This window comes from Pontiella sulfatireligans (genome assembly GCF_900890705.1).
Lineage (GTDB): Bacteria > Verrucomicrobiota > Kiritimatiellia > Kiritimatiellales > Pontiellaceae > Pontiella > Pontiella sulfatireligans.
In genome coordinates, this window is sequence record NZ_CAAHFH010000001.1 from 2142654 (window position 1) to 2157643 (window position 14990).

The 14990-nt window shown below is 55.5% G+C and carries 16 protein-coding genes; 9 read left to right on the plus strand and 7 right to left on the minus strand.

Annotation, left to right across the window (positions count from 1 at the left end; all coding sequences use genetic code 11):
- Positions 1-202 precede the first annotated feature (202 nt).
- The 5 genes from SCARR_RS07180 to SCARR_RS07200 all read right to left on the minus strand — a co-directional run bounded on the left by SCARR_RS07180 (position 203) and on the right by SCARR_RS07200 (position 4291).
- Positions 203-1858, minus strand: a complete 1656-nt coding sequence (locus SCARR_RS07180) for an IS1634 family transposase (RefSeq protein ID WP_222846215.1) — start codon at positions 1856-1858, stop codon at positions 203-205.
- 414 nt (positions 1859-2272) lie between these two features.
- Positions 2273-3499 carry a transposase gene (locus SCARR_RS07185; RefSeq protein ID WP_222846138.1) on the minus strand — a complete coding sequence of 409 codons (1227 nt, stop codon included), beginning with the start codon at positions 3497-3499 and terminating at the stop codon, positions 2273-2275.
- A complete protein-coding gene (locus SCARR_RS07190) occupies positions 3454-3642 on the minus strand; it encodes a hypothetical protein (RefSeq protein ID WP_136059844.1) in 189 nt (62 codons plus the stop codon). Before SCARR_RS07190 ends, SCARR_RS07185 begins: the two co-directional genes overlap by 46 nt.
- On the minus strand, positions 3635-3934 hold the full coding sequence (locus SCARR_RS07195) for a DUF6788 family protein (RefSeq protein WP_136059843.1): 300 nt from the start codon (positions 3932-3934) through the stop codon (positions 3635-3637). The genes SCARR_RS07190 and SCARR_RS07195 overlap by 8 nt, the downstream gene beginning before the upstream one ends.
- 138 nt (positions 3935-4072) lie before the next feature.
- Complete coding sequence (locus SCARR_RS07200) at positions 4073-4291, minus strand: transposase (protein ID WP_136060815.1); 219 nt, start codon at positions 4289-4291, stop codon at positions 4073-4075.
- Between the two features lie 213 nt (positions 4292-4504).
- Here SCARR_RS07200 and SCARR_RS28070 point away from each other — a divergent pair, with 213 nt between their 5' ends.
- Positions 4505-4654, plus strand: a complete 150-nt coding sequence (locus SCARR_RS28070; RefSeq protein WP_168433085.1) for a hypothetical protein — start codon at positions 4505-4507, stop codon at positions 4652-4654.
- Here SCARR_RS28070 and SCARR_RS07205 read toward each other — a convergent pair whose 3' ends face one another.
- Both SCARR_RS07205 and SCARR_RS07210 read right to left on the minus strand, forming a co-directional pair.
- Complete coding sequence (locus SCARR_RS07205) at positions 4655-6388, minus strand: sugar phosphorylase (protein ID WP_136060816.1); 1734 nt, start codon at positions 6386-6388, stop codon at positions 4655-4657. It abuts the gene before it with no gap.
- Complete coding sequence (locus tag SCARR_RS07210; protein ID WP_136060817.1) at positions 6385-7647, minus strand: glycosyltransferase family 4 protein; 1263 nt, start codon at positions 7645-7647, stop codon at positions 6385-6387. The genes SCARR_RS07205 and SCARR_RS07210 overlap by 4 nt, the downstream gene beginning before the upstream one ends.
- A 191-nt stretch (positions 7648-7838) precedes the next feature.
- On the opposite strand from SCARR_RS07210, the gene SCARR_RS07215 reads away from it, so the two are divergent.
- The 8 genes from SCARR_RS07215 (at position 7839) to SCARR_RS07250 (ending at position 14945) form a co-directional block, all read left to right on the plus strand.
- Entirely contained in the window at positions 7839-8093 is a 255-nt protein-coding gene (locus SCARR_RS07215; RefSeq protein ID WP_136060818.1) for a type II toxin-antitoxin system Phd/YefM family antitoxin, read from the plus strand.
- Positions 8090-8509 carry a type II toxin-antitoxin system VapC family toxin gene (locus SCARR_RS07220; protein WP_136060819.1) on the plus strand — a complete coding sequence of 140 codons (420 nt, stop codon included), beginning with the start codon at positions 8090-8092 and terminating at the stop codon, positions 8507-8509. The genes SCARR_RS07215 and SCARR_RS07220 overlap by 4 nt, the downstream gene beginning before the upstream one ends.
- Before the next feature lie 18 nt (positions 8510-8527).
- Positions 8528-9709, plus strand: a complete 1182-nt coding sequence (locus SCARR_RS07225) for a M20/M25/M40 family metallo-hydrolase (RefSeq protein ID WP_136060820.1) — start codon at positions 8528-8530, stop codon at positions 9707-9709.
- The gene (locus SCARR_RS07230; RefSeq protein ID WP_136060821.1) at positions 9696-10670 is read left to right on the plus strand and encodes a glucosyl-3-phosphoglycerate synthase; all 975 of its coding nucleotides are present in this window, start codon (positions 9696-9698) and stop codon (positions 10668-10670) included. The genes SCARR_RS07225 and SCARR_RS07230 overlap by 14 nt, the downstream gene beginning before the upstream one ends.
- A gap of 111 nt (positions 10671-10781) precedes the next feature.
- Positions 10782-12212 carry a glycosyltransferase family 4 protein gene (locus SCARR_RS07235; RefSeq protein ID WP_136060822.1) on the plus strand — a complete coding sequence of 477 codons (1431 nt, stop codon included), beginning with the start codon at positions 10782-10784 and terminating at the stop codon, positions 12210-12212.
- Positions 12213-12364: 152 nt separating this feature from the next.
- A complete protein-coding gene (locus SCARR_RS07240; RefSeq protein ID WP_168433086.1) occupies positions 12365-13255 on the plus strand; it encodes an HAD family hydrolase in 891 nt (296 codons plus the stop codon).
- Positions 13255-13920, plus strand: a complete 666-nt coding sequence (locus tag SCARR_RS07245; RefSeq protein WP_136060824.1) for an HAD family hydrolase — start codon at positions 13255-13257, stop codon at positions 13918-13920. Before SCARR_RS07240 ends, SCARR_RS07245 begins: the two co-directional genes overlap by 1 nt.
- Positions 13921-14051: 131 nt before the next feature.
- Entirely contained in the window at positions 14052-14945 is an 894-nt protein-coding gene (locus SCARR_RS07250) for a phosphoribosylaminoimidazolesuccinocarboxamide synthase (RefSeq protein WP_136060825.1), read from the plus strand.
- Positions 14946-14990 lie beyond the last annotated feature (45 nt).

The following is a 14990-nucleotide window of genomic DNA, read 5'->3' on the forward strand; positions in this document are numbered from 1 at the left end:
ATGATTCACCATAGTTTTGGGAGTAATGGGAGTTTTGACGATCGGGGACAAGCTCACGGAAAGATACAAAACAGCCTTCATCTGAACCAGTATGCATCACGCCCCAGTTTTCTCTCATGGTTTAGGCCGAACTTCTCGGCATGAATATGCGTATCTATCCGACTGTGAGTCGGTTGCACAAATACGCTTTTCTTGCTGCTGGCTACATTCCTCGCGTTGCTCCAAGCCATTCTAGTATTTTTTGCTGGTAGGGAGTCGGGGTTGAGGTGGTTTTGAAGTCTCCTTTTTTATGGCCTTCCACTTTGACCCGCGAGCGGGTGATGGCGGATAGGGTGTTGAGAATGTCGCGAAAGCTCGATATGGGATGCTGCCCGTCCGGGGTGCGGCGGGTTTGGTCTTTTTTCTTGGCGGAGTCGGAGCGTTTGACGGGGTCGACGACGCTATCGCGTTCGGCCGCGGTTTCTTTTTGTTCGTCGGCGAAAAGCAGGGGCGCTAGCTGGCTGCGCATTTGGTGCTCGATGTGGTAGGCGAGCATGCAGATGAAGATGTGCGCGCGGACTCGGTTGTCAAGGCGGTGATAGATGGGGCGGACGTTTAGGTCGATGGATTTGAGGGAGCGGAAGGCGCGTTCGACCATTTCGAGGTTTTTATAGTTGGCCACGAGTTCCTGGTCGGTCATACGGGTTTTGTCGACGCTGCTGCGGATGACATAGAGGCCGTCGGTGGCGGATTCGGAACGGATCTTTTCTTCGTTGCGGTCAAAGGCGAAGGTGTCGTCCTCGATGGTGAGGTTGAAGTGTTTCGCCATCTTTTTCTTGTTGATGATTTTGCCGACCTCCACCCCGATCGCATCCTTGCCGCGCAGGGGTTTGTTTTTGCGTTCGACCTTTTTGATGATTTCGGCGAGAAGTTTTTCGGTGGCTTGCAAAAGGGCTTCGCGCCTTTTTGAGCGGCGTTTGGCGAGGTCGGGGTTGCGGCAGACGACGAGGCGTTCGTCCGGGTAGTCGGGGTGGGTTATGCTCGCGAGGTCGCATTCGTCGAAGAACGTGAGCTGGATGCTCCCGCACCGTTCAAGCTTTGCAATGGAGGCGGCATTGAGCGCCGTGATCCAGTCCGCGCCTTCTTCGTCGCGAAGGTATTCGTCGATGGCTTTTCCGCTGATCATTCCGCGGTCGCCAATGAAGATGACATTCTTGTGGTTGAAATCCTTTCGCACCCGTTCCACCGCTATGGGAAAGGCAATGCGGTCGCTTTCGTTCCCGGCCAGGACTTCGACGCCGACGGGCGTACCAGCGGAGTTGCAGTAGATTCCGTAGTTCACTTGCTTGCGATACACCCGATGATCGCGGGAATACCCGAATTGGGCCAGCTCGCAGCATTGCCCCTCGAAATAGGAGGATGAAAGATCGAACAGTACGGGGGCGCCGTCGGCAAGATGCTTTTTCGCAAGTTTCTTTTGGATTTTATCCTGTCGTTCCAGCAGCCAATCCATTGCCGCATAGCACTCGTTTTCATGCAAATCCTCAAGGGAGAGTAGCTCGCCCAGAGAGGTTGAAGCGGTCTGGGGGTCGCAATGGCGAACCGTTGCGAGCTTGGAATCCCCGCTGATAATGCGATCAATAATCATCGCCGCAACCACATCCCTTTCACGGGAACGTTTTGAGTCGATCATGCCCAGCAGCCCCGACTTTTTCAGCACAGAATGGATGGCTGCAACATGGCCGTGCTGGCGGGCGTCATGAATGGATATGGCTTTTTCAAGAGATGCAATCCCTTCCGATGCCGGGATCGATTCGCCCTTGAGGGCCGCCCGAAGCGCCTCGACGAGTTCATCGGGCAATCCGCTCAGATTAGCCACTGTTTTTTTTCGGACTTTTCCATTTTCCCGCCACGACTCCCGCAAGAGGACGGCGGGCGGAGAGTTTCGATTGGGCACTCGTTCTATATACATGGCCGCACAATATGCGACATAGCGAAACATGCAAGCACTAAGTTTATGTTTACATGGGTACAGATTTTGAAAACTTGGACATTCTTTTTGTTTAACTCATTGAGTGCGAGAGGATTGCATCGCAGAAGGAGCCGTATTTCCTCAGAAGTTCGGTTTAGGCTCCGTCTTGGAAGCCGGGTTGTTCGGAAGCTTCGCCTCCAGGAGGGAGGGGGAGAAACTCTTGCGCCCACTTTTTAAGTACTTGATGCACCTCTTCAGGGTTCTTGTATTTTAACGACAGATGCGGGCGGCGGGTTAATGGGAGGGAGGTTAAGCATTTTTTTACTCCCTTTGGCCGTACTGTTGCGCGAGTATTTCGTACTCAACGCTTAGGAATTTCGCTGTTTCAACCTCCGTTAGCATTTCAGCTCCTTTTTGAACGGAAAATTCCGACGGAGGCGTGCGGCAAATCCGTGGCTCTGCCCGCCATGGCTTATAGATGAACCAGCAGCCTCTGATTGCCCTCAGGCTCGAATCCATCTTTTTCCTGATCCCGCGCCGCGGCCCCAGGGCGGCTTGAAGGAAGGTATGAACCAGCTCTATGCATAATGTGAAGCAGTGTAGCTTTATCCCTGCCTTTTCAGGAAGAAGGCTGGGGCGTCTGATTCTGTTCCTGAGTGCCGCCGACAGATTGAACAGTACGATCGCAGCAAACAGAAGCTGTTCAATTCGCAGGAGCTTTCGTTTGCGGATTCTCTCAATCCCGATCCTTGTCTTCAGGTGACGGAAGGCGAGTTCGACGCAATAGCGCTGCAGGTATAGCTTCGTCACTTCCCGCCACCCGAAGACAACTTCGTCAATCAAGGTGGTAATCAATACTTGCGAACGGAGCTTGGAGGTGCCGCGCGTTCGGATCAGGCGCACCTTTATGCACGTCCCCAAAAGATGATGGTGGCCTGGATAGTTGGCCAAATGGATTTTGCTCAGCTTGATGCCGATGACAGCGGAGCGCTTTTTTGCCTTGAGGAACTTCTTTGCAAGTGCGCAGTTCTTGAGCGGCATCAGCAATTCATGGTTCTTATCCATGCTGATCGCGATGAATGCCATGCCGTTGTACCCTGCATCGGCCATGTACAGGGATCGGGTCGCATTCGAACCCATATGCCCAATGGCAATGGCTCGTTCCGGGGTGTTGCAGTGCTCGAACCTGAAATCCTCGAACGTACCGGTGGATAACTCATAGAAGCCGAGTGCTTGGGACTGGACATAATGACCCTGCCCCGCTCCGTATTTATCCCTTGTCGGCTGTGTATCGGCGAACGAAACCTTGGTTCCGTCAGGTATCAGGACCTTTAGGCCATGGAATGTGCGGCCGTTCGTTCCATATTCATTCCGATGGCTATTCACGAGCTGTTGCCGCACGATATCGGCAGGCAGTTTGGCGCAGGCCTCATCATACGATTCCCTTGCAGGAAGCATCCCGTCTCTCTCCCTGACAATGCCCAGTTCAAACAGTTTGGCGATCAGCCGGGCAACGCCGCACCCAAAGCCCTGCTGGGCATCGAGCACAAGGGAGAAAAGAACAACCTCCAGCGGGAAAACACGCGATCTGGAAAACGCCCTTTTTTTAGGGCCGTCATATCGAAGGTTTCTTTCGACACAAGCTCTCCGAAGCTTGCAAGGAGACGGTTGGACTTGTCGGTGTTAATCATCGTGGCCTCCCTTCTTGATCAATTTCATGTTTATCGTGCTCAGTTCGTTGTGCAGCAGCCTTATCCTTGCCCCCTGGGCCGCTGCCGCCTTGAATTGGTTTAGATGCGCCGCCGAGATGTAGGTAATCTTGTTTTTTCCCCTGATGCTATGGGAGAGGTAGTAGAACGGGCTCTCCTTGCCGCAGGTCTTTCGGGTCGTTTCAACAACCGACCCGTTCACCCAAAGCGGCGCTTCACCTATTTCCTTCAACAGCACATCGCGTCGTGTCCTCAATTTTTCGACTTCATCCATCCCCGCCGCGCTCCTTTTTTTGAATATGCGTATACGCATATCACACGGCGCAGAAAAAAACAACCTGCGTTCTGCGAAATCTTGACAGGATGGCGAGTTAAGGAGGCTGTTCCCTCTTCAGAAGAGGAGTTGCAACGTTCATTTATCGGTGCGTAGCGGTTGGCCGCAACTCAGCATCAAAATGCTTAACCTCCCACCCATTAGGCGGCGGGTATTGTAAAGCATCACCGCTTGATCCACCGAAGCAGTGGCCCACTTCTTTGTCCGGAAGGGGCTTCCCTGACCATACTCCTGCTTCTGGATCCCGTTCACCCACTCGGCTTTGGCATTCTCGCAGCAGTGGTTCTTTTCCGTCATGCTGATCCCCAGTCCGTGCTCTCGAAGCCTGCCGGTTCCATCCGCTCACACGCAATCTCGAGAAAAGCATGCTCCAAGCAATGGTCGATATGCGCATCGGCCAAAGCGGCTTAGAGTTCCCGTATCCGTTTGCGAGCGTCCTTCAGCTAATCAATTTCTTCCATCGTTTCAACCCTGCTGCAACCCTATACCCTCGCCAGCGGCACCTATGTTTTGCTCTTCAGCTCCAACCTCTGCAACTGGCAGGAAATCAAACGGATCCGCTCCCAAGGCGCAAACACCGCCACCAACCTGCCGGTCGATATGAGCGGCGACCGCGGTTTCTGGAAGATCTACCGCTTTGAGGATATTCAAGGAGAGTAGCTACAGCTGCAGCCAGACGGTTTGGTAGGCATCGAACGGAATGACCTTGCCCTGCCCCATATAGCGGCGGCCGGTGAGAATGTCGGAGCAAGCGTCGGCCTGGTTCAAACGGTCGAGGCGGTCGTCGATCTTCAACTCCTGGTACTGATCGGTAAAGTTGCTGATGCAGACGACTCGCTCGCCGTTCCATTCGCGTTCCACCACAAACCATTCCGGGCCGAGATTGACGATCTGCTGGGCGGCGTCGGGATGGAAAACCTTGTGCTGGGCGCGTTGCTGCAACCTGCGCGTATATTCCTTGATTACCCGCGCTCCGGGAGAGCGCGGATCGGCCAACTGCGCCTCCAGCTCGTCTTCGTTCCACTTGAGGCGGTTGATGGTGCGGGCACGCCCGGTTTCCTCGACGCCGGCATAGTTGTTCCGCGTGGCGGTCAGGCTATGGAAATAAACGGCGGATACGCCGCGCAGTTCCATGGCGACGGTTTGCGAGCAAAGGAAACGCGCCAGATGCAGATCCGTCACGGTTTCCGGATTGTCGCCGAGTGCATCGAAGTAGGTGATGTTGAGTTCGTACGGGCTTTCGGTGCCGTCGGAATTGGCCTTGGAGGAGACATGACCGCCGAGCTCTTTCACGCGGTCGGCCAGCTTGTTGAGCTCCTCGTTGGGAACTATGCCCTGCAGCGGCCGCACTCCGATGCCGTCGTGCGAGGCGGTAAAGTTAAAGTAGGTGCACTTTTCCGGCAGATCGTTCAGCGATGCCGCCCAATTAGTAAGGAAGGTTGAGTTGCCGTTCAACAGACCGTGCAGAAGCAACGGAGGCAGGCTGAACTGATAGACCATATGCGCCTCGTCGCCTTGGCCGAAGTAGGAAATGTTTTCTTCGTGCGGCACATTTGTTTCGGTGAGCAGCACGACGTTCGGCGCCACCATGTCGAGCAGGTCGCGCATGAGCTTGACCACCTCGTGCGTCTGCTCAAGGTGGATGCAGCTGGTGCCGATCTTTTTCCAAAGGTAGGCAATGGCATCGAGCCGGATGATCGTCGAGCCGGTTGAAATGTAGTAGAGCAGGATGTCGAGGAATTCAAACAGCACGTCCGGGTTCGCAAAATTCAAATCCATCTGGTCGTCGCTGAACGTGGTCCAAACATGGGTGTCGCCATGCTGCGTATGCACCGGCGTCAACAGCGGCAGCGCACGCGGCCGCGTTACGGCCGAAAAGTCGGCCTCGGGATCCGCCTCAATGAAGAAGTCGCGGTACGGCGCAATGTAGGCCACATAGTCGGCAAACCATTTGCTCTTGCGCGAACAGTGGTTCAGCACCAGATCATACATCAAGCGGAAGTTGCTTCCGATGTCCTGAACGTCGTTCCATGTTCCAAGGTTTAGGTCGACCGCACGGTAGTCGATCACCGAAAAGCCGTCGTCGGAGGAATAGGGGCAGAACGGCAGAATATGAACCGTATCGATGGCCCCGCTCAGATGGCGGTCAGCGAAACGTTTCAAGACCTGCAGCGGCGGTTCGCCCTCGTGCTGCACCATGTCGCCATAGGTGATCAGCACCGAGGTGGTTTCATCCCACAAACCGACGTCACTGTAGCCTTCAAGCCCGACGCCGTAGCGGCCGATCAGGGCGACGATGCGTTCGAGCAGATGCTCGACTTTGCTCGGCCCATAAAGCCGGTTGAAGCGGGTGCGCATTCTTTCCAGTGCATGGATATCGAGACTCTTGATCATGTTTCCAATCCTTGGATGTTGGTGATGAGGGTGCGCAGGCTGCGGCGCAGGACGTCGTAGCTGTAGAACCGGTGGGCCACCGCATAGTTGTGCTCCACCGTCACGCGCCGATAGTTTTCATCTTCGAGCAGACGCTGGACATCGTCGATGACATGCTTCGTCAAGTAGCCGTCCATCAGCGGCACGCGGAAGCCCTTCGGCTCGATATCGCGCGCAAAGATGGAATAGCGGTTGATCAAAATCGGAAGCCGGAAATAAATGGCTTCCAAAAATGCATTGCCGAACCCTTCATACAGACTCGGGTAAGTTACAAAATCAACAAAGGGATAAAGGTCCCAGAGCGTATACATTTTCTGACCGCTTGAATTTTTCTGGCGAATTTCGCCAATGCGGTCGTCGATGATGCGCATATCAACATTCGAGTCGTGCGCCAGCTCCTGCAGCATGTGCTGGTATTCATAGCCTTCGTCACCGGCCGCATGCGAGATCACCAGTTTCATGCGCGGATCGTCCAGCGCTTCCAGCAGCGTAATCGAGTGTTCAATGCCCTTGCGCGGCACAATGCGGGTGGGCTGCAAAATCAGGATGTCGTCTTCTGCAAAGCCGAGGTCCGCACGAAGTCCTTTGGTATAATCATCCGGTTCCGGTGCTGGCGTCTGGAAATCAAATACGTTCGGAATCAACTCCGACGACAGCCCCCTGCGCCAGGAAAGCTCTTCGCGAGCCGCCTGGTTGATAACCACATGCTGCAACAGGTCGTCGCGCGGAGGGAAGGCCATGTCGAGCAGATCCGGAACACCATTCACGGAAAAGCGGATGCGCTCCCAGTAGAAATCGTGGTGGTGGGCGATGGAGGGGATGCGTGTCTCGGCCAGAAACTCAGTGATCGCCACCCCCAGCGGCACATGCATCGGGATGGTCAGCGCATTCTGAAAAACCATGATACGCAGATCAAAGCGGTTCACAAATTCATAGAGCGTGGTCTTGAGGTATTCCGCCATGTCGCGGATGCGCCGGCTCACAATCGGGTCGCGGAAGGATTTGCCCCAGATGCGTTCGTTGATCCAAACGTTTTCCGGATGCCCGAAGTGGGCCTCGGGCACGCAGAAGCTCACATCCGGAGAGCGGTCGAGCCGGCCGGCATACCAGAAGCTGCGGTGTTCGTAGTCCCACAGCACCTTGGCCCATTTTGCGCTCTCCAAGGAAACGCCGTCCGTGCCTGCAAAACGCGTTGAAACAAATCCGATATTTTCGCTCATGGCCACCTCGTAATGATTGCTGAAAGCATAGCGACCGCCCCTGCCATGGAAAGAACTATTTGGGCGCAAAATTGGAACGAATCCCTGCACCCTCCGGTTCCAGCTAAAGCCCCGGCTCTGATTTAGCAGAAAAGCCTCTTGCAATACTGGCCAGACTAGCTAGTTTGATTGCACGCACAGGAGGGAACGGCATGGTTAAGAACACATGGGCATTGCAGGACGCGAAAAACGGTTTTAGCCGTGTGGTGGACAGCGCGCTGAAAAACGGGCCGCAAACCGTTACGCGCCACGGAAAGGAAACCGTTGTGATTGTTTCCGTGGAGGAATACCGGAAAGCCGCGGAACCCAGCGGCTCCGTCATCGACTTTTTTCAAAACTCCCCCCTTCGCGGCATCAAGCTTGATGCCAAGCGTTCCAAAAACGCCGGGCGCGAGATTGTCCTTTGAAATACCTGCTCGACACCTGCCTTCTTTCCGAGTTAATCAAGCCAACGCCTTCAACTAGCGTGCTTGAATGGGTCGGCGAACAGGATGAAACTGGCCTGTTCATCAGCGTCCTCACCCTCGGCGAAATCCACAAGGAGATCGGCAAGCTGCCCAATGGACGGAAGAAGCTCCGCCTGCAAGCGTGGATCGACCACGACCTGTGCGCCCGTTTCAAGGGGAGGATCATTGAAATCGATGCCGAAGTTGCCGAAACATGGGGCAGCATTTCGGCCAAGACAGAGGGCAAAGAAAAAAAACTCCCCGCCATTGATGGACTGCTTGCAGCAACCGCCCTCGCAAAAGGCCTAACCGTCATAACCCGCAACACCAAGGATATCGGATCTTCAGGAGCACAAACCCTCAACCCATGGAAATAACGCTTCCACCCACATCCTATGAAAACAAAATTCAGCAGCATCGAGGAAATACTGGATCAGCTTCCCGAACTTCCAGACCAGCTCGCCGGCATTCAGGAAACGTTGATCGCCAACCTAATCATGCTCAGCGAAATTCCCGCCCCCACCTTCGAAGAAGCCGCGCGCATCAAGCTCCAGCTCCAGCGCATGGTCGAATGCGGCCTGCATAATGTGTCCACCGACGAGGCCGGCAACGGCGTCGGCATCATCCGGGGCAAAAACCCCAAACGCAATATTCTGCTCGTGGCCCACGCCGACTCGGTCTATTCCGAAAAGGCCGACCACACCCTCAGCGTGCGCGCCGACGAAATCATCGGCCCCGGCGTATCGGACAACAGCCTGGGCATGGCGGTGCTCGCTACGCTGCCCAGCATGCTTGAAACCTTGGGCATCGAGTTCGATGCCAACCTGATCCTGCTCGGAAGCACCAAAGGCCTCGGGCGCGGCAATCTCGACGGGCTCCGCTTTTTCATGGAAAACAACCGCCTGCCGTTCGATGCGGGGATATGCATCGAAGGCGCCCAGCTCGGGCGGCTCAGCTATACCGCGCAAGGCATGTTCCGCGGGCTTATCTCCTGCAAGCTCCCCGAGGAGCTTGCATGGCAGCGCGTCGGCGAAAACAGTGCCATCATCGCATTGAACGACGTCATCAACCGCATCCTCGAAATCCCCGTGCCGCGCCGCCCGAAAACCTCGATCGTACTCGGCGCCATCCGCGGAGGCAAGAGCTACAACATCATGGCTACGCAATCGAGCCTGCGCTTCGAAGTCCGCAGCGACAGCGCCGAAATCGTGGAAGAAATCCAAAAACGCATCAACGACATCATTGCCGACATTGCCTCGGTCTACAATGCCGACATCCACTTCGAAATCGTCTCCAGCCGCGAACCGGGCGGCATCGATATCGGCCACCCGCTAGTCAAGAGCTGTCGAAGCGTTATGGAAAAACTCGGGCTCGAACCCAATATCAGCCCGAGCATGTCGGAAGTCTCCGAGCTGATCGGGCGAGGCCTGCCTGCCGTCACGCTGGGCATCACCGAAGCCAGCAACCTGCACGACCTAGACGAAACCATCCGCATCAAACCCATCTACACCGGATTGGCGCAGCTCATCGCCATGCTGTTCGCCATCGACGGAGGATTTTGCAATGAACCTGAATGACTGGATCAAAAACAACACCATCCACCACTCCCAGTTTTGGGACATCAAAAAGCTGGTGGAAGAGAAGGAAAAGCAAGGCCTGAAAATATCGCTCTGCCTGCCGACGCTCAACGAAGAAAAGACGATCGGCAAAGAGATCGTCATGTTTAAGTCGGAGCTGATGGACCGCTACCCGTTGATCGACGAAATTGCCGTCATTGATTCCGGCTCGTCCGACAGCACCCGCGAGATTGCCTCTACCTTTGGTGCAGATGTTTATCTTTCCGCCGACATCCTGCCGCAGTACGGCGAGAAAAAAGGCAAAGGCGAAAACCTGTGGAAGGCCGTCTACGAACTGACCGGCGACATTATCGTCTACGTGGACGCCGACATTAAAAACATTCACCCGCGCTTTGCCTACGGCTTGGTGGCCCCGCTGATCTACCGGCCGGAAGTCCACTATGTGAAAGCCTTCTACGACCGTCCGCTGGCCTTCTCGCAAGGCGTCCGCCCCTCCGGAGGCGGCCGGGTTACGGAAATCCTGACGAGGCCGCTTTTCTCCCTCTTCTTCCCCGATCTCACCGGGCTCATTCAGCCGCTCTCCGGCGAATATGCCGTCCGGCGCGAAGTGCTCGAAGCCATCCCCTTCCCGATCGGCTACGGCGTGGAAACCTCGCACCTGATCGACGTCTACAAAAAATGGGGCATGGAAGCCATCGCCCAGGTCGATCTCGACCAACGCGTGCATCGCAACCAGGAAACCCGCGACCTCGGCAAGATGGCGTTCGGTATTCTGCGCGCCTTCCTGTTCCGTGCCGAAAAGCTCGGCGTGATCGGCAAGCTGCCCGAGCTCAACACCCTGCTCCGCCAGTTCCAAGCCAAAGACGAAACCTTCGAACAGGTCTGCTACGAGATTGTCGAGGAAGAGCGTCCTCCCATGATCGAGCTCCCCGAATACCGCAAAAAATTCGGGATCAAATAGTTAAAGGAGTTAAACACGAAGGCACTAAGGACACCAAGGAGGAGGACAAACAAACCCTCTTCGTGAACTTTGTGTCTTAAGCGAGTTAACGAGCGGGTGTTTAGAAATAAGATGAGCAAAAAACTAGCAGTAGCCATTCTTCACTATCACCTCCGTCCCGGAGGTGTGACCCGGGTGGTTGAACGCGCGGTTGAATCGATTGGCAACGAAGTGGATTTGCTGGTGCTCACCGGCGAAGCGCCTGCGCCGGACGATGCGCTTACGCCGATCACCGAGCCCTTCTACGCCTTGGAATATTCCGAGGGCGCCAAGCTGTCCAACTTTGAACGCGTCGCTGAAGACCTGCGGTTCACCGCCCGAAGCCTGCTCGGGCGCGATCCCGATGTTTGGCACATCCACAACCACTCGCTCGGCAAAAACAGCTTTACGCCTCAGTTTGTTTGGCACCTCGCCAACGCCGGGTGCCGCGTGCTGCTGCAGCCCCACGACTTTGCAGAAGACGGCCGACCTGAAAACTACCGCCTGTTGAAAGAACAGATTGGCGTCGAGCTCGACGGCATCCTCTATCCGAACGCCGACCACGTTTGGTACGCGCCGATCAACTATCGCGACAAAGCCTTCCTCGAAGGCATTGGCCTTACCCACGTGCATGAGTTGCCGAATGCCGTCACTGCGCAGATCCGTACCGCAGGCACCCCGCCTGCCTCTGCGCAAAAGACCATCGTCTACCCTGCCCGCGCCATCCGGCGCAAAAACATCGGCGAGTTCCTGCTCTGGAGCCTGCTCGCCCCCGAAGGATATCTTTTCCAAAGCACCCTCGCCCCTCAAAATCCCAAATGGCAGGGCGTCTATAACGAATGGGTTGCTTTCGCCGAAGAATTCAACCTGCCCGTCGAATTCGATGCCGGGCACACGAACGATTTTTCCGGGCTCGTTCAAAATGCCGAGGCGCTAATCTCCACCAGCATCGCAGAAGGCTTCGGCCTCGCATTCCTCGAACCCTGGCTCGAAGGTAAAATGCTCATTGGCCGAAAGCTCCCCGAAATCACCCCCGATTTTGAAGAGGAAGGGCTCGATCTTTCCACGCTCTACGCCGCCCTCCCCATCCCGCTCGAATGGGCCGGGGAAGCGCAGTTTTACCTATCCTTGGAAACCGCGATGAAGCAGAGTTATGTCGCTTATTCCAAGGAATGGAAAAACGAATATTTTGAAGATGCCAAGTCGACGCTCGTCGTCGATGGGCAGGTTGATTTCGGCATTCTCGACGAAGCGCTCCAGCGCAACGTCATCCGCCATCTGGCGGAGAACCTAAAGGACCGCAAAACCCTTCCACCCTTCCACCCTTCCACCACTTCCTCCCTAATTGAACTCAACCGACAGGTTGCGCTCGACCACTACAGCCTCGAAGCCTACGGCAAACGCCTTCTCGGCCTCTATCGCGACTTGGCCGCCACCGAACCCGGCGAAGTCACTGCAGCCAACGCCGCCGACCTGCTCGACGAATTTCTACAACCTGCCCGCTTCAACCTTTTAAGGACATAGAAACCTTTGGAGAGCGCAAGCTCGACTGCGCTTTCAAACACCCGCGCATCACCGCCCATTCCGCCGTTAAAAAGCGCAGTCGAGCTTACGCACTCCAAACAAAAACAATCCAGTACTTGGAAATCTTCACCGTTTAGAAAATGATGGGCCACATGAATCCACTTGCAGACACTATTCTAAAGAACTGCCCTCCACTGGCGCCGTTGCCGACGGATGCCGAGGCCAAGCTGAACAAGCTCAGCGGAATCAAGGCCGTGCTGTTCGATGTGTACGGCACCTTGTTTGTTTCGGGATCAGGCGATGTCGGAACGGCGGCGGCCACCGATACCGCAGAGGCGCTGACCCAGGCGCTGGTGGTTTCCGGCTTCGAGGGCAAAATGGAACAGGCCGGCCTGATAGGGAAAGACATGCTCAAGGCCGAAATTCTGGAATGGCACAAGGCGGGGCGCGAAGCCGGGGCCGACTGCCCCGAGGTGGAAATCTCCAAGGTATGGAAAAAAATCATCGATGCGTTGCGCCACACCGGAACGCTCAAGCCCGCTGAAATCGACTTTGACCAGATCCGCCGCCTGGGGCTGGAATACGAATGCCGCGTCAACCCCGTATTCCCGATGCCCGGAAGCAGCGAAACCATCGCCCGCATCAAAGAGAAAGGCATGGCGCTGGGCATTGTTTCCAACGCCCAGTTCTACACCCCGCTGCTCTTTTCGGCCTTTTTCGAAAGATCCGTCGAAAACTGCGGTTTCGATCCGGAATGCTGCATCTGGTCGTACAAGGAACTAAAGGCCAAGCCCTCGACGGCACTTTTTCCAAAGGCGGGAAAATTCCTGCAGCAAAACCACGGGATCGAGTTGCACGAGACGGCCTATGTGGGCAACGACATGCTCAACGACATCTATTGCGCAAAGGAAGCCGGATGCCAAACCGTGTTGTTTGCGGGAGACAAGCGGTCGCTTCGGATGCGAGAAAACGATGAACGCTGCCTTGCCATCGAACCCGATGCTGTGGTTACCTCTCTCCCGCAACTTTTGGAGATTTTGTAATGCTCAATGCAGTGATATTTGATTTTGACGGCATCATCGTGGACAGCGAACCGATGCACTATCAGGCTTTTCAACGCGCACTCGAACCGCATGAAATTTCCTATTCGTGGGAAGAATACTGCGAAAGCTATATTGGCTTCGACGACCGCGACGGCTTCCGCGAAGCCTTCAAGGCGGCCGGCCAAAAGATATCGTCCCGCGACCTGAAACGGTTGATCACCGCAAAAGCCGAGATTTTCCAGACCCTGATCCGCGAAGGCCAGATCTCCCCTCTTCCGGGCGCGGTTGAACTGATCGGGAGCATTCCGTGCAAACTGCCGGTGGCCCTTTGCAGCGGCGCACTGAAAGAGGACATCCTGCCCATCCTTGAGACGCTTGGAATCGAAAATACCTTCCGCGCCATGGTTACTGCGGAAGACACCAAAAAGAGCAAACCCGACCCAGCGCCCTACAAACTGGTTCTAGAACAGCTTAAAATCGACAATCCAGCATCAGCCATCGCCATCGAAGACACCCCCGCAGGAATTCGTTCCGCCAAAAAAGCGGGACTCAAAGTGCTGGCCGTCACCAACAGCTATGACCACGAATATCTGCTCGATGCCGACGCCATCACCGATTCGCTCGAAAAAGTCACCCGCCTTTCGCTCGAAGACATGGTGCTTTAGGAGTGGATGAAAGGAAGGTTCCCGCACAAATCCAACCATCCTCCAATCCCTCACCGGTTTGAATTGCACAAGGCGCGAAGGCTTCGTAAAGTGTCACTGTTTTCAAAACCCTTAACATTTACGGAGGAAAAATGACCCCAGCAGCTGTAAAAATTGAACTTCCAGGCATCGAAAAATTTAAATCCGGCAAAGTGCGCGAAGTCTACGACCTCGGCGACCAATATTTGTTCGTGGCGTCCGACCGCATTTCGGCCTTCGACTGCATCATGCCCAACGGCATCCCCGACAAAGGGCGCGTGCTCAACATGATTTCAAAATTCTGGTTCGACCGCACCGGCGACGTCGTCAAAAACCACATGATTTCCACCGATGTGGCCGATTTTCCCGCCGAACTGCAGGAGCATGCCGAACTGCTCAGAGGCCGTTCGATGCTGGTGAAAAAAGCCGAACTGCTGCCCGTTGAGTGCATCGTGCGCGGCTACCTAATCGGCTCCGGATGGAAGGAATACCAGAAATCCGGCACCATCGGCGGCATGCCGTTGCGCGCGGGCTATGAAATGGCCGGCAAACTCGACGAACCGATCTTCACCCCCTCCACCAAGGCCGACGAAGGCCACGACGAAAACATTTCCATCGACCAGATGAAGGAAATCGTCGGCGAAGAGCTAGGGCAAAAGCTGATCGATGTCAGCATGAACCTCTACAAAACCGCGGCCGACTATGCCCTGACCAAGGGCATCATCATTGCCGACACCAAGTTTGAATTCGGCATGATCGGCGATGAGCTGATTCTGATCGACGAGGTGCTCACGCCCGACAGCTCGCGCTTCTGGCCGGCCGACACCTACAAGCCGGGCTCCTCGCCCTTCTCGTTCGACAAGCAGTTTGTCCGCGACTACCTCGAAACGCTCGACTGGGACAAAACCCCGCCGGCGCCGGCCCTGCCCGAGGAAATCCTCATGAAAAGCCGCGAAAAATATCTGGAAGCATACAAGCTGCTGACCGGAACCGAACTGGAGTGCTAATTACCACTCGCTTCGCTAGAGGGCACAGAGAGACTCAGAGGACTT